This window comes from Microbulbifer elongatus, from assembly GCF_021165935.1.
Taxonomy (GTDB): domain Bacteria; phylum Pseudomonadota; class Gammaproteobacteria; order Pseudomonadales; family Cellvibrionaceae; genus Microbulbifer; species Microbulbifer elongatus.
Genome location: NZ_CP088953.1, coordinates 4,115,892 through 4,133,223, shown reverse-complemented (window position 1 = coordinate 4,133,223; position 17,332 = coordinate 4,115,892). Strand labels below are relative to the sequence as shown.

General features: G+C 58.4%; 15 protein-coding genes. 1 reads left to right on the top strand and 14 read right to left on the bottom strand.

Going from position 1 to position 17,332, the window contains the following annotated elements:
• The first annotated feature begins 166 nt into the window (after positions 1-166).
• Positions 167-2,854 (top strand): PKD domain-containing protein, encoded by a 2,688-nt coding sequence (locus LRR79_RS16995; RefSeq protein ID WP_231758344.1) that lies wholly within the window; start codon positions 167-169, stop codon positions 2,852-2,854.
• A gap of 93 nt (positions 2,855-2,947) precedes the next feature.
• Here the strand turns inward: LRR79_RS16995 and LRR79_RS16990 are convergent, their stop codons facing one another.
• The 14 genes from LRR79_RS16990 to xseB all read right to left on the bottom strand — a co-directional run bounded on the left by LRR79_RS16990 (position 2,948) and on the right by xseB (position 17,285).
• On the bottom strand, positions 2,948-4,831 hold the full coding sequence (locus LRR79_RS16990) for a DUF885 domain-containing protein (RefSeq protein WP_231758343.1): 1,884 nt from the start codon (positions 4,829-4,831) through the stop codon (positions 2,948-2,950).
• Positions 4,832-5,185: 354 nt separating this feature from the next.
• Complete coding sequence (gene dxs, locus LRR79_RS16985; RefSeq protein WP_231758342.1) at positions 5,186-7,102, bottom strand: 1-deoxy-D-xylulose-5-phosphate synthase; 1,917 nt, start codon at positions 7,100-7,102, stop codon at positions 5,186-5,188.
• A 169-nt stretch (positions 7,103-7,271) separates the two neighbouring features.
• On the bottom strand, positions 7,272-8,987 hold the full coding sequence (locus tag LRR79_RS16980) for a Na(+)/H(+) antiporter subunit D (protein ID WP_231758341.1): 1,716 nt from the start codon (positions 8,985-8,987) through the stop codon (positions 7,272-7,274).
• The gene (locus LRR79_RS16975) at positions 8,980-9,318 is read right to left on the bottom strand and encodes a hypothetical protein (protein WP_231758340.1); all 339 of its coding nucleotides are present in this window, start codon (positions 9,316-9,318) and stop codon (positions 8,980-8,982) included. The genes LRR79_RS16980 and LRR79_RS16975 overlap by 8 nt, the downstream gene beginning before the upstream one ends.
• Position 9,319: 1 nt before the next feature.
• Complete coding sequence (locus LRR79_RS16970; RefSeq protein ID WP_231758339.1) at positions 9,320-10,801, bottom strand: proton-conducting transporter transmembrane domain-containing protein; 1,482 nt, start codon at positions 10,799-10,801, stop codon at positions 9,320-9,322.
• The gene (locus tag LRR79_RS16965) at positions 10,798-12,297 is read right to left on the bottom strand and encodes a monovalent cation/H+ antiporter subunit D family protein (RefSeq protein WP_231758338.1); all 1,500 of its coding nucleotides are present in this window, start codon (positions 12,295-12,297) and stop codon (positions 10,798-10,800) included. Before LRR79_RS16965 ends, LRR79_RS16970 begins: the two co-directional genes overlap by 4 nt.
• A gap of 3 nt (positions 12,298-12,300) precedes the next feature.
• Positions 12,301-12,702, bottom strand: a complete 402-nt coding sequence (locus LRR79_RS16960) for a cation:proton antiporter subunit C (protein ID WP_231758337.1) — start codon at positions 12,700-12,702, stop codon at positions 12,301-12,303.
• On the bottom strand, positions 12,699-13,790 hold the full coding sequence (locus LRR79_RS16955) for a DUF4040 domain-containing protein (RefSeq protein WP_231758336.1): 1,092 nt from the start codon (positions 13,788-13,790) through the stop codon (positions 12,699-12,701). Before LRR79_RS16955 ends, LRR79_RS16960 begins: the two co-directional genes overlap by 4 nt.
• 116 nt (positions 13,791-13,906) lie before the next feature.
• Positions 13,907-14,308, bottom strand: a complete 402-nt coding sequence (gene mnhG / locus LRR79_RS16950; protein WP_231758335.1) for a monovalent cation/H(+) antiporter subunit G — start codon at positions 14,306-14,308, stop codon at positions 13,907-13,909.
• Entirely contained in the window at positions 14,301-14,585 is a 285-nt protein-coding gene (locus tag LRR79_RS16945; RefSeq protein ID WP_231758334.1) for a monovalent cation/H+ antiporter complex subunit F, read from the bottom strand. The genes mnhG and LRR79_RS16945 overlap by 8 nt, the downstream gene beginning before the upstream one ends.
• Before the next feature lie 2 nt (positions 14,586-14,587).
• On the bottom strand, positions 14,588-15,106 hold the full coding sequence (locus tag LRR79_RS16940; protein WP_231758333.1) for a Na+/H+ antiporter subunit E: 519 nt from the start codon (positions 15,104-15,106) through the stop codon (positions 14,588-14,590).
• 83 nt (positions 15,107-15,189) lie between these two features.
• On the bottom strand, positions 15,190-15,642 hold the full coding sequence (locus LRR79_RS16935) for a Rap1a/Tai family immunity protein (protein WP_231758332.1): 453 nt from the start codon (positions 15,640-15,642) through the stop codon (positions 15,190-15,192).
• Between the two features lie 452 nt (positions 15,643-16,094).
• A complete protein-coding gene (locus LRR79_RS16930; RefSeq protein WP_231758331.1) occupies positions 16,095-17,027 on the bottom strand; it encodes a polyprenyl synthetase family protein in 933 nt (310 codons plus the stop codon).
• Entirely contained in the window at positions 17,028-17,285 is a 258-nt protein-coding gene (xseB, locus tag LRR79_RS16925; protein ID WP_231758330.1) for an exodeoxyribonuclease VII small subunit, read from the bottom strand. It lies immediately after the preceding gene.
• Positions 17,286-17,332: the final 47 nt, after the last annotated feature.

Below are 17,332 nucleotides of genomic sequence, written 5' to 3'. Positions count from 1 at the left end.
CAGTCTGTTCCGGCGGACATTAGCCTTCCTCGCGCTTCGCGATTTCGTTTTTATGACAGATACCTTTTCTTTTTTGGAGGGATGTTTTCCTGTCTGGTCGGCGAGTGCGCAGTGTTATAGCGAGTAGATGTTCCGAAATAAAAATCAATAATCAGGTCTCTATGCGATGAGAAAATTCACTTTGAATCATTTCAGTCAGAAGCTGGCGCAATCTGCGCTCTGCCTGGCGGTTGGTGTATCCACAGCGGGTGCGGCGACTATCGAGAACCCGGGTTTCGAATCCGGTTGGTCCGGCTGGGAGGATGTTGATCCCTCGGCGATTTCCGGCGTTGCGCACACGGGCAGTGGCAGTGCAAAAATTACCGGTTCCGGCGGTGCTTTTTCCCAGCAGGTGGCGGTAGATCCGCATACGGATTACAGCCTGAGTGCGTGGCTGCGAGGCGCCGGTGGTATTGAGGTCACCGTCGGATCCGATACTTACAGTGATGCCGACAGTTACACCGACTGGGGTGAACTGGGAGTGACCTTCAACTCCGGCAGTCACAGCAGCGTAACGGTCACCGGTACCTATAACGGCGGCGAAGGTCGCTTTGACGACTTCTCCATCGTAAATGGCGGCGGTTCCAGTTCTGGCGGTGGCTCCAGTTCAAGTTCCAGCTCCAGTTCCGGATCGGGTTCCAGTTCCGGCTCCGGGGGTGGCGGCACTGACCTGTGTGAAATCCAGTCTTCCAGCGCCAGTTCCGATGACGGCAACGGACCGGCCAATGCCCACGACGGCAATCTCGGTTCACGCTGGTCCGCCAATGGTGCCGGCGAATACATCACCTTCGATCTGGGCAGCAGTTGCATGGTGAGTGCACTGAATATCGCCTGGTACAAGGGCGATAGCCGTATGGCGTCATTTGAAGTCTACGTGGGCGACAACGAAAACAATCTCACCTACGTGTACGGTGGCAACAGTTCCGGTAACAGCCTGCAACTGGAGGCGCACAATTTTGACGATTTCTCCGGTCGCTACGTGCGGGTGGTGGGCCTCGGCAACACGTCCAATAGCTGGAACAGTATGACCGAGATTGAAGTGGTGCGCGGCGAAGGCGGCCCGGGCAGCCCCAGCGCGGTGATCGATGTACCGGCGAATGTAACCGTGGGTATTCCGTTTACTCTGGACGGCAGCGGTTCCTACAATTCCAATGGCGGGTCGCTGAATTTCAGTTGGGATTTCGGTGACGGTATTACCTCAGTGGAGGAGAGCCCGGTGCACACCTACAACAGCACCGGTGTGTACACGGTGAATCTGCAGGTCACCAACGCCGGTGGTATTACCGATAGTACCAGTGCCGAAGTGACTGTCAGCGAACTTCCCTCCGAGTACCCGGTGGCCACCATCAGCGGCTCTACCACCACGCGGGTAAACACCAGCCTGAACCTCAGTGGTTCGTCTTCCTACGATCCGGACGGTGGCGATATTACTGCCTACGCCTGGGACTTTGGCGATGGCAGCAACGGCAGTGGCGCCAATGTTTCGCATACCTACAGTGAGCAGGGCAGTTACACGGTTACCCTGACGGTTACCGATGATGAGGGCTTTGAATCCTCTACGACCGAAACCATCACCGTGGATAACGCGGCAGTGGAAGACCTGTGGCCCCTGGTCAACAACAGTTTTGAGCTGAGTTCGTCCACCGGGGGCTGGGAGGAGCGAGACCCCGCCAACGTGGTTTCCACCAACGGTACCTCCAACCCAATGCCGGTGGACGGTGGCCGCCTGCTGGTGATCAAGGGCGATGGTGGTCGTATGGAGCAAGCGATCTACAAGCCGGCTGCGGGCAACCGCTATCAGGTGAGCGCCTGGGTTTACAATCACGGCACCATCGGTATTCAGGACCTGGGTTCGGATAACGTCTACGAGACCACCACCAATCACGGCGATGGCTGGCAGCAGGTTACCGTGGAGTATGTTTCTACCGGATCACCGGCACTGGCCTATGCCCGCTACGGCGATGGCAGCGGTGACGCAATCTTCGATCTGTTTGAAGCGGAAAACGTCACCACCCAGGCCGACCTCGATGTGCCGCCGCCAGCGCCGATCATGCGCTACGCGTCTCAGGTCATCGACCTGTCCTGGTGGAAGCTGACCCTGCCGATCAACGGTGCCGAGGAGCACTACACGCCGGACCTCTACACCTTCTCCAGTGACGAATGGTTCAAACTGATCTTCGACGAAGCGGAGCAGGAGTACGCGGTACAGTTCCGGGCCAATCACCACGGCGATTCCACCAGCGGTTCCAGTAACCCGCGCAGCGAATTGCGGGAGATGACCCAGAACTACCACTTCCAGAACTCGAAGAGTGCGGCGGCCTGGTCCAACACCGATGGCAAAAAGCACACCATGTGGATCAAACAGAAGGTCACCAACCTGACCCATGTGAAGCCTCATGTGGTGGTGGGCCAGATTCACGACTCCGGAGACGATGTGGTGGTATTCCGCATTGAAGGCCACAACGGCACCTGTCCTCCGGGCACCGATGACGACTGGGATAACTGCGGCACCGTGGGCAACCCGGATACCCATGCGAACCTGTGGATCACCAATGGCAACGACCGCCACGGTTATCTGGTGGATGGCAACTACGAGTTGGGTACCGTATTTACCGTGAAGATGGAGTCCTACGACGGACAGACCCACTTCTACTACAACGAGGAAAAGGTCCCCTACGTGCACGATGAAGCCATCTCCGGCTGTTACTTCAAGCTGGGCAATTACACCCAGTCTCACGATGGCACGGCACCGGGGGAAAGCTACGAAAACTATGCAGAAACCTATGTGTACGACTACTACGTCTCTCACGAGTAGGGCACAGCGAGCAGACTGAAGTCGCAGTAGGGACTTCAAAAATGCTAAGGGCCGCGAATGCGGCCCTTTTTTGTTCTTTTTTTGTGCGCGTGATTAATTCAGTGCAGCCTGACCGCTCGCTTCCACGGCCGGTTGGCTGTTGCTGATCTCACCACCCTGGGATTCAATCCAGCGGTTCATACGTCTTTCCAGGACATTCAGTGGCAGCGCCCCGGCGCCGAGCAATGCATCGTGGAACTGGCGGATATCAAAGTTGTTCCCCAGTGCCTCTTCTGCGCGGGCGCGGATTTCCTGGATTTTCAACTGGCCCACCTTGTAGGCCAGCGCCTGTCCCGGCCACACCAGATAGCGGTCAATTTCCACTACGATATCGTGCTCCGGTTTGGCGCTGTTGCTCATGAAATACTGGATCGCCTCGTCCCGGCTCCAGCCTAGTTGATGCATGCCGGTATCCACTACCAGCCGCACCGCGCGCCACATATCGTAGGTCAGTGCGCCAAACTCATTGTACGGATCTTTATACAGGCCGAGGTCGTATCCCAGGCTCTCGGAGTAGAGGCCCCAACCCTCGACAAAGCCGGTGTAAAACTTGTTGCGGCGCAGTGGGTGGATATCTTTCTGTTCCTGCGCCAGAGCGATCTGCAGGTGGTGCCCCGGCATAGCTTCATGCACGGTCAGTGCCTCCATCTCCCAGGTCGGGCGGCTTTTCAGGTTGTAGGTATTGGCAAAAAATACCCCGGCGCGACCCGCTTCCATAGAACCCGGTTGGTAATAGGCGGTGGTCTGGGATTTTTCCGAGTATTCCGGAATCGGTTTGATACCGTAGGGCAGGCGCGGCAAAGTGCCAAACAGCGCCGGCAGTTCGCCGTCGATGCGCTTGGCGATATCCCGATAGTTTTTCAGCAAGTCTTCTTTATTTTCGTAGTAAAACTGGGGATCGTTGCGGAGAAAATCCGTGAACGCTTTAAAATCACCGTCGAAGCCGGTCTTTTTGATGATCGCGTCCATTTGGTTGCGAATACGGCGCACTTCGGCCAGCCCGATACGATGGATCTCTTCCGGGCTCAGGTCGGTGGTGGTTTGTTTGCCCACTTTATAGGCGTACCAGCGAATGCCATCTTCGTTCTTGGTAAACGCGGTTTCGGTATTGGCGTTGGGGATGTAATCCCGTTCCACATACTCGGCAAATCGCTGCCAGTTCTGCACCAGGGTTTTCTGGTAAAAATTGACCGCACGGGTGCGCAGTCTTTTTTGCTGAGCGGCGGGAATGCTCGAGGGCATATCGTAAAATGCTTTCAGCAGGGGGCTCTGCTTGGGATCCGCGGGGATTAGCGCCCGGATCTGCCCGGGCAGGTCGCGGAGGGTGATCTGAGGCGGTGTCAGCTTTTGCGCGAGGCCTTTCTCCATGAGGATGCGGGTCTGTTCGATCAGACCGGGGAGTTTTTCCAGGCGCGCAAGAATATTCTGGTAATCGGCCGAGGTTTTTTTGGGCATGGCGTTCAGCACGCCGGGCACACTGCGCTGGATGCCGCTCATATGATTGACGGGCAGCAGGTGTTCTGGAAACTGGTAGCCACGTACTTCGAGCAGCAGGTCTTGATACAGGAGCTGGTAGTCGAGTTTTTCGGCGTCGGTGAGTTTGTCTTCGTTCAGGTGCCGGCTGGCGGCGAGCAGTTTACGGGTCTGCCCTTTGCGCCGCTCGATACCCTTGATGGATTGATCGGTCCAGTGTTCTTCAAAACCGGGGTAGCCGCGGTAGGTGGCGGTCTCGGGGTAACTTTCCATGATCCAGCGGTAACGCAGATCTTGTAATGCCTGCAGTTTGTCGCTGGCACCGCTCTTGGGCAGTGCGTCCATGGCTTTGTTGAACTCTTTATGGTCCATGGCCTGAACGGTCAGGCTGGTAGCCATAATGGTAATGGATAACCCGAGGCGTTTGGCGTTCAGGACTTGCTTAACGGAATTGGTAAAGGACATCGTACTTCCTGTCTCTGAATTATATGTTGTGTGTTCGAAGCGCTTAAGGCTGACGTGAAGGCGGAGCGCAGGGTGGTGCATTTGGAAACCGTCGCAAACAGGGACGTTTGCGACGGAGCGTACAGGGATGTATTCACAGCGGTTTCCAAATGCACCACCCTGTGATCCGCCGCCACTGGTATTTGTTCGGAGCTCTGCTGGAAGCGCAGTGGCGGCCGGATACCGGGTACGGGTTTTCAGGACCGCTGTGAACCCATCCCTGGGCGCTGCGGCGGCGACGTCCTGTCGCCGACGCTCCTGAAAACCCGTACCCGGCACCCGGCCTTCGATTGTTGCTGCTGTGCGTTGTAAGCGTTATATCGCTGCAGCCTGGCCTTTTGATTGTGCCTGATGCATCTGTGTCTGCCGCTCGCGGATTTGTTCTTCGATACCAGAGGCATCAAGGCCGATTTCTGCGAGCAGTTTGGGGTGCTTGCCGTGTTCGATGGTTTTGTCCGGCAAGCCCAGCTGCAACAGCGGTACCGGGACGATACGCTGGTTCAGGTATTCGGAAACCGCACTACCGGCGCCGCCGGCAATGGTATTTTCTTCCAGAGTGACCAGCAGCTCGTGGCTGTCCGCAATACGGTCGATCAGCGCTTCATCCAGGGGTTTAACCCAGCGCATGTCCACCAGTGTCGCACCGAGTCTTTCCGCCGCTTCGCGCGCCGGTGCCAGCAGTGTGCCAAAACTCAGGATCGCAATATCCTTGCCCTCCTGAATAACGCGGCCCTTGCCAATCGGCAGCTCGGTCATTTCTTTTTCGATTTCCACACCCGGGCCAGTGCCGCGCGGGTAGCGCACTGCCGACGGGCCCGGGTACTGGTAAGCGGTGTAAAGCAGCTGGCGACACTCGTTCTCGTCGCTGGGTGCGGCGATAACAATATTGGGCAGGCAGCGCATAAAGGTCAGGTCGAAGCTGCCCGCGTGGGTGGGGCCGTCTTCGCCGACGAGGCCGGCGCGGTCGATGGCAAAGGTGACATCCAGGTTCTGGATGGCCACATCGTGCACCAGCTGGTCGTAGCCCCGCTGCAGGAAGGTCGAGTAGATGGCCACCACCGGTTTCTGCTCTTCGCAGGCGAGGCCGGCGGCCAGAGTGACCGCGTGCTGTTCCGCGATGGCGACATCGTGGTAGCGCTCCGGGAAGCGCTCGGCGAATTCCACCATGCCGGAGCCTTCGCACATGGCCGGGGTGATACCGATCAGCTTTTCATCCTGCTCGGCGGTGTCGCACAGCCACTGGCCGAAAATATCCTGGTATTTGGGGCCTTTCTTTTTTACTTCCGCGGCTGCTACCTGAACCTTGGGTTTTGGCTCCAGTTTATTCAGTGCGTGGTAGCCCACCGGGTCTTCTTCCGCCGGGCCGAAGCCCTTGCCCTTGGTGGTGACGATATGCAGCAGCTGGGGGCCGCGCTGATTGCGCAGGTTGCGCAGGGTGTGCACCAGATCCTGCATATTGTGGCCATCCAGCGGGCCGACATAGTTGAACCCCAACTCCTCGAACAGGGTGCCGGGGGTGATCATGCCTTTTACGTGTTCTTCGGTGCGCCGCGCCAGCTGCCAGGCCTTGGGGATGGCCGACAGGATCTTGCGGCTGCCTTCGCGCATGTTCAGGTAGGTTTTACTGGCCAGAATGCGCGCAAAATAAGTGGCGAGGCCACCCACGTTCTTGGAGATCGACATACGGTTGTCGTTCAGCACCACCAGCATATCTTTGCCGGTGTGGGCGGCGTGGTTCAGGGCCTCGAAGGCCATACCCGCGGTCATGGCGCCATCGCCGATCACGGCCACGACCTTGCGTTCATCCGGGGAGCCCAGGGCCATGCCCAGGGCGGCGCTGATGGAGGTGCTGGAATGGCCCACGCCGAAGGTGTCGTAGGGGCTTTCACTGCGTTTGGGGAAGCCGGACAGGCCGCCCTGCTGGCGCATGCTGAGCATCTGCTCGCGACGGCCGGTAAGGATCTTGTGCGGGTAGGTCTGGTGGCCCACGTCCCACACCAGGCGATCTTCCGGGGTGTTGTAGATGTAGTGCAGGGCGATGGTGAGCTCCACCACGCCCAGGCCGGCACCGAAGTGGCCGCCGGTCTGGCCCACGCAATAGAGCAGGTACTCACGCAGCTGGGTTGCCAGTTCCGGCAGCTGTTTTTCCGGCAGGGCGCGCAGTTGGGCCGGGTCATCGATCTGGTCGAGAAGCGGCGTTGACGGGCGCTGGCGGGGAATCTCGTCGAACATCAAGGGTCCTGAATCGGGCAGCTCGGGGCACCGCAGCCGTACAGGGACTGGCGGCGGCGACCCAAGGTATCATTTGCAACTGATATAAGAAGCGAATTGTATGCCCCCCGCGGGGAGATTGCATCCTGCGCGGCGTGCCGGCCGACCGGTCAGGTTTCCCTGGTACCGGTCAGAACCAACCCAGTATCAGGTAGACCCCCAGCAGCAGGACCACACCAGCCACCATACTGCCGGTGAGCCAGTTGCGGGCCATGACGCCTTCGGCGCGGTGGTGGCTGGCGATGCCCTCTACCAGGCGCTCCACCCCCGACAGCGCGGCCTGGCGCAGGCGATTGTCCAGGGCAAACAGGCGGGTGAACCCGGCGCGCATGATATCCGGTACCAGCCGGCGATAGAGCCAGTCTACATCCAGGTTTACCGATGGCAGCTCCGGCGGATACAGGTGGCGCAGGTTCAGCCACACGAACGCCAGGGCGGAGAAGAACAGCAGCTGCAGCTGGGTCAGCACGTGAGTGACATCGTAGGGGGTGTAGGACATTTCATAGGGCAGCAGGCTGTACAGCGCCTGCGGGTAGATACCGATGGTCAGGCACAGGGCCGCTGCGATCGTCATGGCGATCAGCATATTGACCGGCGGCTCGCGGGCCGGCAGTTTGGCGTCGTGGGCGAAGAAGGCGAAATAGGGGATCTTGATCCCCGCGTGGTGGAACACGCCCGCGGAAGCGAACAGCAGGATCAGCCAGACCCCGTCGTAGCCGTTCTTGATCGCCGCGCTCATCACCATGGATTTGCTGACGAAACCACTGAACAGTGGGAAGGCGGAAATCGATGCGGCGCCGATAATGCACAGCACCGTGGTCTTGGGCATTTTCTTGTACAGGCCACCCAGCTCCGAGCCATTGATCTTGCCGGTAACGTGCAGCACCGCGCCCATGGACATAAACAGCAGCCCTTTGAAGATCACGTCATTAAAGGCGTGGGCCACGGCGCCGTTGATGGCGAGCGAGGTTCCGATACCGATGCCCACCACCATAAAGCCCAGCTGGTTGATCAGACTGTAGGCCAGCACCCGCCGCAGGTCGTTCTCGATCACCGCGTAGAAGATCGGGAAACAGGCCATGGTGGCGCCGATGTAGACCAGTAACTCGGTACCCGGAAAGGCCCGGGCCAGGCCATATACCGCCACTTTGGTGGTGAAGGCGCTGAGGAATACGGTGCCGGTCGGGGTGGACTCCGGATAGGCATCGATGAGCCAGCCGTGAAAGAACGGGAAGGCACATTTGATGCCGAAGGCAAGGAAGATCAGCCAGCCTGCGGGGTTTTCGAACAGGCTGCCATCGAGGCCGATCTGCCCGATGGCCAGTGTGTCGTGGGCCTGGCTGTAGAAAATGACGCCGCCCAGCAGCAGCAACCCGGAAAGGATGTGCAGGGTAAAATAGCGCAACCCCGCCATATACGCGCGCCCATTCCGCCGTGCCCACACCAGAAATACCGAGGTCAGGGCCAGCAGCTCCCAGAAGATAAACAGGGTGATCAGGTCACCGGCGAAGACCGCACCCAGAGCGCTGCCCGCGTACAGCATGCTTGCCACCTGCTGCAGGGTGTCCCGCACATGCAGGGCGTAAATTACCGAGAGCAGCGCAGCGATATGGAACAGGTAGCCGAACAGCAGGCTCAGACGGTCCGCCTTGAATAACAGCAAGTTGAAATCGAGAATGGTGTAGTGACCAAACTCAAGGCCCGGGACGCTTGCGCCCAGTTGCCATAAATTGGCGAGACCGAGTACCGGCACGGCGATAAACAACAGCCCGCGCGCCCAGCCGCGTAGAAACAGCCCCAGCCCTGCGGCGAGAAAAAACGGGATAAACGGTGCAACTTCAACCACGGTCCTGCCCTCCGTCCAGGTAGATGGTGGGGTCTTCTTCCGTGGGTTCACCACTGTCCGCAGCATCGAAGTCGGCCAGTTCCCGTCGGTCGTAATAATCTTCCGGGCGCATCAGAAAGGTGCGCATCCACTTGGCTGCAAACACCAGAACCACACAACCTACAAAACCGTAAATCGGGTAGAAGCCGGGAAGGCCTTCCCAGCGGAATTCCGTATGGCGATGAATCACAAAGTCCGCGGCAAACAAAGCTGCGCACAGGCCGTAGAACACCCGCAGCATCTTGCGGATATTGTCGGGGTTATCGAAAAAGTCCTGTTTTTCACCGCTCATGTCAGATCCCAGCCTCGATCAGTGCATAAAAAGCATCGGGGAACAGCAGTAGATAGATACAGCCCGCCGCGGTAATCGTGAGGGCGATAAGCGATGGCAGCGGTGCTTCCCTGATCGCACTGGCACCGTTCACCGGTGGCGCCGTCACCGCAGAATCCTGACTGTTTCCGCGAAAGAATGCGCACAGAGGAATCGGTAGCAGGTAGGCGATACTCAACAGCGAGCTGACCATCAGCAGCCCCATCAATATCCACTGTTCCGCTTCCAGGGTGCCCAGCATCAGATACCACTTGCTCCAGGTGCCGCCGGTGGGCGGGATGCCGATAATACACAGGCTGGCTACCAGGAATGCGGTCATGGTGACCGGCATCTGTCGGCCCAGGCCGCGCAACTGGTTGACTTCTGTTTTATGTGCCGCCACCAGAATGGCACCCGCGCAGAAAAACAGGGTGATCTTGCCAAACGCGTGCATCACGATATGCAACGCACTACCGGTCATGCCTGCACTGGTGGCCAGCAGTGCACCGAGGGTGATATAGCCCAGCTGACTTACGGTGGAGTAGGCCAGGCGCTTTTTCAGGTTCTGCTGGCGCAGGGCAATAATGGACGCGAGCAGTATGGAAGCGCCGGCCAGATACAGCAGCCACTCGGTGGCGGGAATGGCCTGCAGGGTCTCGATACCGAAAATCAGCAGACAGATTTTCAGCAGCACAAATACGCCGGCTTTTACCACCGCCACCGCATGCAGCAGCGCGCTGACTGGTGTCGGTGCCACCATGGCGGCGGGCAGCCAGCGGTGGAAGGGCATGATGGCCGCCTTGCCCACACCGAAGACGAACAGGCCCAACAGCACAGACAGCAGAGCCAGGGAGGTTCCGGGCGAAAAAACGCCGCCCGCGCGGAACGAAAGGGTACCGGCCAACAGCCAGGTGGCGATAATTGCCAGCAGGAAGAACCCCACTGACGTGCCCAGTAGAATGCCGAGATAGATACGCCCGCCGGCGCGGGCCTTGTCGGTGCCCGCGTGTGTTACCAGCGGGTAGGTGCACAGGGTCAGCAGTTCATAAAAAATAAACAGGGTAAACAGATTTTCGGCAAAGGCGATCCCCATGACTGCGCCGATGGACAGCGCAAACAGGCTGAAAAAACGGGTCTGGTTTTGCTCGCCGTGACCGCGCATGTAGCCGATGGCGTAGAGGGTAGTGATGATCCACAGAAAACTGGCCACCAGTGCAAACATCAGTCCCAGGGGTTCCACACGGAAGGACAATGCCAGTCCCGGCAGGATATCCAGCCAGTGCGCAGCGATAACATCTCCCGCCAGCAGGGGCTGATACAGCCGGGTGACCGTGAAAAAGAGTGCACTTGCGGCAATCAGCGAAACTGCCTCGCGGAGGTTTTCTCTGCGTGCGGTAAGCTGGATGCCGGTCAGTGCCAGTAAAGGAATCAACAGGGTCAGTTGCAGCAGGCTGGATTCATTCATTGCGCAGCGCCTCCTAGCAGGAATTGCGAGGCCGCGGCAGTCACTTCCACCGGCAGACGGGTATCGATTCCGAAATAAATATTTGCAGCAATCAGCAGCCACGCGGGCAGCAGAATCCCCAGCGGGGCTTCCCGCCTGGTGTCATTGTCCGGCTCCTGCCCATGTTCACTTTCCGGTGACCGGAAGTAGGCCGCTTCCACCAGTTTCCAGATATAGGCCACGGCCAACAGTGAGCCGAGCACCACCAGCACCGCCACCCACCAGAGCTGCTGCTCCATGGCGGCGGCAATCAGATACCATTTGCTGACAAAGCCCACGGTGAGTGGCATACCGATCAGGCTGATACCGCCAACCACAACGGCGGCCATGGTCCAGGGCATGGTGTGGCCGAGACCGCGAAAGTGCGCCATACGGCAGCCCCCCATCTGGTAAACGAGCCCCGCCAGCGCCAGAAATAGACCGCCTTTCATCAACGCGTGATTGAACAGGTGCAGCAGGGTGGCCTGCAGAGCCGTTGCCGTACCAATGCCGATGCCCACCACCATATAGCCGATCTGTGCCACGCTGGAGAAGGCGAACATACGTTTGATATTGACCTGGTAGACCGCGACGATGGACGCGGCAAAGACACCGACCAGACCGAGCGTGATCAACAGAATGTCCAGCGGCAGGTGTGACAGGGAAAAATCCACACCGAACACGGTAAAGGTAAATCGCAGCAGGAGATACAGCGCGACCTTGGTCGCGGTTGCGGCGAGAAAGGCCGTGACAATAGACGGCGCGCAACTGTAGGCATTCGGTAGCCACAAATGCAGTGGGAAAAGCGCCAGCTTCAGACAGATGCCAACAAAAATAAATGCGAATGCCGCGAGCACTGTGGTCGATTCGGCCAGCGACGGAATACGTGCGGCCAGGTCTGCCATATTCAGGGTGCCGGTCATCATGTACAGAAAACCGATACCGATCAGAATAAAGGTGGCACCGATGGTGCCCATGATCAGGTATTGAAAGGCCGCCCACAGTGCGCGCCGGTCTTTGCCGAGGGCAATCAGGGCATAGGTGGACAGAGAGGATATTTCCAGAAACACGAAGACATTGAATGCGTCACCGGTGGCGACAATGCCCAGCAGCCCGGCAAAACACAGCAGATAGAGGGTGTAGAACACGGTCTGCCGATTGGCCTCCAGCTCCCTCTGTACGCTGGTATTGGCTGCCAGCAGAACCACACTACTGAGCGCGGTAACAATAAACAGCACCCAGGCATTGAGCAGGTCGATGCGGTACTCGATCCCCCAGGGCGCTTCCCAGCCCCCCAGCTCGTAAGTGATCGGGCCCGTGGCGTAGACTTGCTGCAACAGCAGTACACTGACTACCAGAGCCGCCACGCTGACCGAGAGGGTAAACAGCCACACCAGATTGGCCTTGCGAATCAACAGGCAGGAAGGGGCCGCCATCAGCGGCAGAATCACCTGCAGGATTGGAAGGTGTGCCAGCATGCTTTATGGCTCCTTTTCCACAGCGGGCCGATTTTGAGGCGAGGCCTGTTCCTGCAGTGCCTCCGCCGCCTGGATATCCCGTTCTTCAATGGACCCATACGCGTGCTTGATGCGAATGGTCAGCGCCAGCGCCAGTGCGGTGGTGGCAATGCCAACCACGATGGCGGTGAGAATCAACACATGGGGGAGCGGGTTGGAATAAAGGGTTTCGCCCTCGTGCAGAATCGGCGCACTGCCACCATCAACCTTGCCCACGCTGATGTAGAAAATAAACACCGAGGTCTGAAAAATATTCAGGCCAATGATTTTCTTAACCAGATTTCCCTGAGCGATGACCATATACAGGCCGATCATCATCAGTGCGATAACGACCCAGTAGTTGTAGTGCGATGCCTGTAACATCATGATCCGGCCCCCTGTTGCAGCGGTTGCAGTGGGGATAAGCCGCTGCTGTCGCCGGCGGGTGGGTTGTCAGTCAGTAATGGTGCGCCTTTAATGGGAAGCGCTGCCTCCCGGTCACGCAATTGCGCCGAGAACAGATAGGAAATCATGATCATCACCGAAGCCACGGTAATTCCAACGCCCAGTTCAATAGCGATAATGCCGATGTGCTGGCCAGTGACCGAATCTCCGGCCAGCGCGCTGTAATCCAGAAAATTTTTGCCGCTGACAAAGCTCAACAGTCCGGTGCCACCGAAAACAAGCACACCCACCGCCGACAGCAGTTGCACCAGGCCGTGGCTGGCAACCTTGCGCACCGCGTCCAGACCGAACACCATACTGTAGAGAATAAACCCCACCGCAAAGATCACCCCGGCCTGAAAGCCACCACCGGGACCATACTCACCATGAAATTGGACATACAGCGCGTAGAGCATGATCGGCGCAATCAGCACCTTGGCCACGACCCGCAATACGATATCCCGGGACGCCTGCTGTACCGGAGAGGGTTCCATGATCCGCAGCGGCTGGGCGGTATGTGTCATCAGTAGTGACAGCACACCGAGTCCGGCGGTAAAGATCACCACGACTTCCCCGAAGGTATCGAAACCGCGATAGCTGGCCAGGACCGAGGTAACGATATTGGGAATGCCGATTTCATCCATGGACTCCTGGATATAGTGCGGTGCCACATGCACTTGCGCCGGAGCATGGATATCGCCAAACGCGGGCATGTCTTCGGTCGCCGTCACCAGCAGAGCCCCCACGGTGACCACGAGTGCAATGGCCAGCCGCGCGCGGTTGCGATCCGCGCGCTGGTAGCGGCCACAGAGTGCGAGCGTCAGTAAAATCAGCAGTGGTGAAATACCGGCACCCACTGCGGCCTCGGTAAAGGCCACATCCACTGCACCCATGGTCATGAAAAAACCCGCCGAGAGCAGCCCGTAAATACCCGCCAGCATGGCGGCGGCAAACAGGTCCTTGATCCAGGCAATAGAAACAGCGGTTGCCAGCAGCAGGGCCAGGAGCGCGATATCGAGGAGCAGGTTCATAAGTTTTTTATCCTGCGGGTTGTGATTGCCATTGTTGTTTTTGTTGTGTCCATTGCGTTTATTCCACGCGGAATCTTCATGCCCGAGAGGGGCCCCGTTGTATTCTCTGTTGCCGCTCAGACGCGCGTGCTGTCTGCGGCCTCTGGCTCCGCATCGGACGACCGGTCCGCGCGGGTGCTACTGCTGCTCACCTGTGGTGCCGCTGGTTCAGCCGGAATCTGTGGTAGGCGCAGTGCGCTGAGTTGCGCGGAGCGGGCCAGCGCGTGGCTGGCGGTCGGGCTGGTGAAAAAAATAAACAGCATGATCAGGGCCAGCTTGAACAGCGCAAGACTCCAGCCGGCGGTCAACATCAAGCCGCTGATGATCAGAAGCGTAGAGAGCGTGTCAGTAATACCCGCCGCATGCATGCGGGAATAGAAATCGGGGAACCGCAGCACACCCACGGCACCGGTCAGCATAAAAAAACAGCCCAGTAACAGCAGGGTGCCACTGGCGTAGGATTGAAGGGTTTCAATCACCGGTAACCTCCGTGGCACTTTCGCCATGGCGCTTGCGAAACTCGAAATATCGCAATACGCCAACCACGCTGACAAAGTTGATGAGCGCGTAGACGATGGCGATATCCAGATATTCGGGCTCCCCAAAGGTAAAACAGATTACTGCAATCAGCAGCACGGTTTTCGTTCCAAACATATTCACCGCGAGAATGCGATCGTGAATGGTTGGGCCTTTCACCGCGCGTATCAGAGCCAGTGTCATCACGACGAGCAGGGCAATCAATGTGGCGTTCAGCATACTTATTTCTGACCTGCGGTGGTGGCGGATTGATCCCGGGTTTGTGTAAGGGCGGCAACCCGTTTTTCCATCTCCCCCTGTTTCAGTTCATCCAGGCCGCTGCGGGTCAGGGCGTGTACCAGTACCGAATCCTGATCGATATCCACAGCGACGGTGCCGGGGGTCAGAGTGATGGAGTTGGCGTAGAGCACCCGACCCAGGTCGGTTTGCAAATGGGTGGGAATACGTTCGCTACAGGGGGATATGGTGGCGCGGCGGGAGAAGAGACCACCCCACACGCAGGCGGCAACTTCGAGATTGCTGACAATAATTTTGCGCAATAGCCAGAGGTAGTAGCCGGGCAGAGTGGCCCAGAGTTCCAGGGGCAGAGACTCGCCATCCACCACTTTCATGCGTCGGGCAATCAGGATCACCAATACGATGGAGATAAAACCAAACGTGAGCAGTAAAGCTGAATAATGCCCGGAATTACTCAGCCAGATAAATGCGAGAACGGCAAACAGACACAGGGTATAACGCATGAATAATCTACTACAGATACCATATTAAAGAGCAATAACAACCGGTGTGGCGGGCGCCGGTAAACCGGTGCGCCAGGACCACATCAGGGGTTCGATACATCTTTACAGCGATAGTGATTTTCAAAAACCGACAGCATAGCGGACTCTGCCGGCGCACCTTCCGCAAACGGTTGTGAGAGTTCCGAGACCTGGCTGATCAGAGTGTCGAGCGTGGCGGAGTTTGGCAGGCAATAGCGGCTATTCAGCCGTTGCACTGCTTCGTCCGAGAGGCGGCTGGCGCGAGTGCGAATAGCGCGGGCGACAAATTCGGAAGGGCGTTCGTCTGCGGCAACGATATCGTTACTTGCGGACAGATAGCCGTGGATAAATGCCCGACAGCTGGTTGCATGGGCGCTTTGCCGGTCAACCTGATGGCTCTTACAGGCCTCAATCAGCTCCGTTGCCGTGAGAGGTTGTGCAAGTACACCGTTTGTCAGGCCAATTGTCAATGCGGCGACGGCCGCCGGGGCAATCACTGCGTGCAGTTTTTGCTTCATACTCGCCACCTATTATTTTTATTGATGTTTTTTTACCGCCGCACGGAGGTGGCTATCCTCCGTATTTTTCTTATCTGGCGCGGTGCGCGCGGCCTTATTGATGTGCGGCCTGTGGTAAATCTTGCAGAGTTTTCGCGGTTCGTCAAATTTCCCCTGCTGCCAAAATTTACATGTATCACAGCATATTTTTACGGATTTCACCGCCAGCTCGGTTTATATGATTCGTTGAAGCGGATTGGGTGCGCAATATTTCACAAGTTTCCCGTGGAAACTCTTACGCTGACGCTTGCCGCACAAGCGCAGCGGCGGTCGGTGAAAGAAGTGCGCGGGGAATGGGATATAGCGGTGACAGGGGGAGCGGTGCGCGGGGATAGTGCGGCGCTCAACCGGCGTCTGTCCGACCATCTGCGCAGATGTTGGAGACGGCGCCTGCCGGCTGGCGGTCAGGCCGATCAATGGCGCCGTTTGACGATGAAATCTGCCAATTGCTGCAGAACGTCGGTGCTGATGTTTTCTGCGCCAGCGCGCAGGTCCTGTAGCGCCAGGCTGGCCTGCTGATGTAGTTCTGCGGCCTTGGCCTGGGCGCCGTCCAGCCCCAGCAGTGAGACATAGGTGGGTTTGTTGCGGGCGGCATCCGCCCCCTGGGTTTTCCCCAGCACTTGTGTATCCGAGGTCACATCCAGAATGTCGTCCTGCACCTGAAAAGCCAGGCCGATCGCCTCGGCGTAGCGGGTAATCGCCGACAATTGAGCGGCTTCAGCACCGCCGATCAGGGCACCAATGCGCGCACTGGCGACGATCAGTGCTCCGGTTTTCAGACGGTGCATTTTTTCCAGCTGAGTCAGCGTCAGGGTGTGGTCGACGGCGGCGAGATCGATGGCCTGTCCGGCCACCATTCCGCGCGCTCCGGCCGCGTTGGCCAGTTCGCCAATCACCTGTACTTTCAACGGCGGTGCCAGATCCGACTGTACCAGCAGCTCAAACGCCTGACACTGCAGCGCATCCCCGGCGAGGATCGCAGTGGCCTCGTCGAACTGGATATGGCAGGTGGGTCGCCCGCGGCGGAGATCATCGTCGTCCATTGCCGGTAGGTCATCGTGTACCAGAGAGTATGCGTGTATGCACTCCAGCGCGGCGGCGGCTTGATGGCACTGCGTTGCAGCGGTGTCACCGGCCAGGGCCAGAGCGCATGCGTAGACCAGCGCGGGGCGCAGGCGCTTACCGGGGCCGAGGGCGGCGTATTGCATGGCGGCGAACAGGGCTTCGGCGTCGCTGTGCGTGTCGAGCGCACGCTTCAGGGTCTGTTCCACCTGCTGGCTGGAAGATTGCAGGAAAGCCTTCAGCTTGGCGGGGACGGGGGCAGCCGTCGGGGAGGAGCTGCTCACTTATTCCACGTCTCCGGAGAATTCGTCGGCGGCGTCGAAGGGCAGTTCCTGCACCTGGCCGTTTTCCTCCATCAGCACCTTCACTTTCTGTTCGGCGCTGGCCAGCTTCTGCTGGCATTCGCGGGTGAGTTTCACTCCGCGCTCGAAGTCCGCGAGGGCTTCATCGAGGGGCAGTTCGCCACTTTCCAGCCGCTCTACCAGCTGCTCCAGTTCTTCCAGTGCGCTCTCGAAGGTTGCGGCTTTCTTCTTTGCTGCCATGGGGAAAATCTCTGATGGGACTTGCAAGTGCGGGCAACCTTAGCGGC

Bases quoted from the DNA above. Each gene is read 5' to 3' on its own strand.
- LRR79_RS16995 (WP_231758344.1), top strand. From the start codon at position 167: ATGAGAAAATTCACTTTGAATCATTTCAGTCAGAAGCTGGCGCAATCT.
- LRR79_RS16990 (WP_231758343.1), bottom strand. From the start codon at position 4,831: ATGTCCTTTACCAATTCCGTTAAGCAAGTCCTGAACGCCAAACGCCTC.
- dxs (WP_231758342.1), bottom strand. From the start codon at position 7,102: ATGTTCGACGAGATTCCCCGCCAGCGCCCGTCAACGCCGCTTCTCGAC.
- LRR79_RS16975 (WP_231758340.1), bottom strand. From the start codon at position 9,318: ATGAGCGGTGAAAAACAGGACTTTTTCGATAACCCCGACAATATCCGC.
- LRR79_RS16970 (WP_231758339.1), bottom strand. From the start codon at position 10,801: ATGAATGAATCCAGCCTGCTGCAACTGACCCTGTTGATTCCTTTACTG.
- LRR79_RS16965 (WP_231758338.1), bottom strand. From the start codon at position 12,297: ATGCTGGCACACCTTCCAATCCTGCAGGTGATTCTGCCGCTGATGGCG.
- LRR79_RS16960 (WP_231758337.1), bottom strand. From the start codon at position 12,702: ATGATGTTACAGGCATCGCACTACAACTACTGGGTCGTTATCGCACTG.
- LRR79_RS16955 (WP_231758336.1), bottom strand. From the start codon at position 13,790: ATGAACCTGCTCCTCGATATCGCGCTCCTGGCCCTGCTGCTGGCAACC.
- LRR79_RS16945 (WP_231758334.1), bottom strand. From the start codon at position 14,585: ATGCTGAACGCCACATTGATTGCCCTGCTCGTCGTGATGACACTGGCT.
- LRR79_RS16940 (WP_231758333.1), bottom strand. From the start codon at position 15,106: ATGCGTTATACCCTGTGTCTGTTTGCCGTTCTCGCATTTATCTGGCTG.
- LRR79_RS16935 (WP_231758332.1), bottom strand. From the start codon at position 15,642: ATGAAGCAAAAACTGCACGCAGTGATTGCCCCGGCGGCCGTCGCCGCA.
- xseB (WP_231758330.1), bottom strand. From the start codon at position 17,285: ATGGCAGCAAAGAAGAAAGCCGCAACCTTCGAGAGCGCACTGGAAGAA.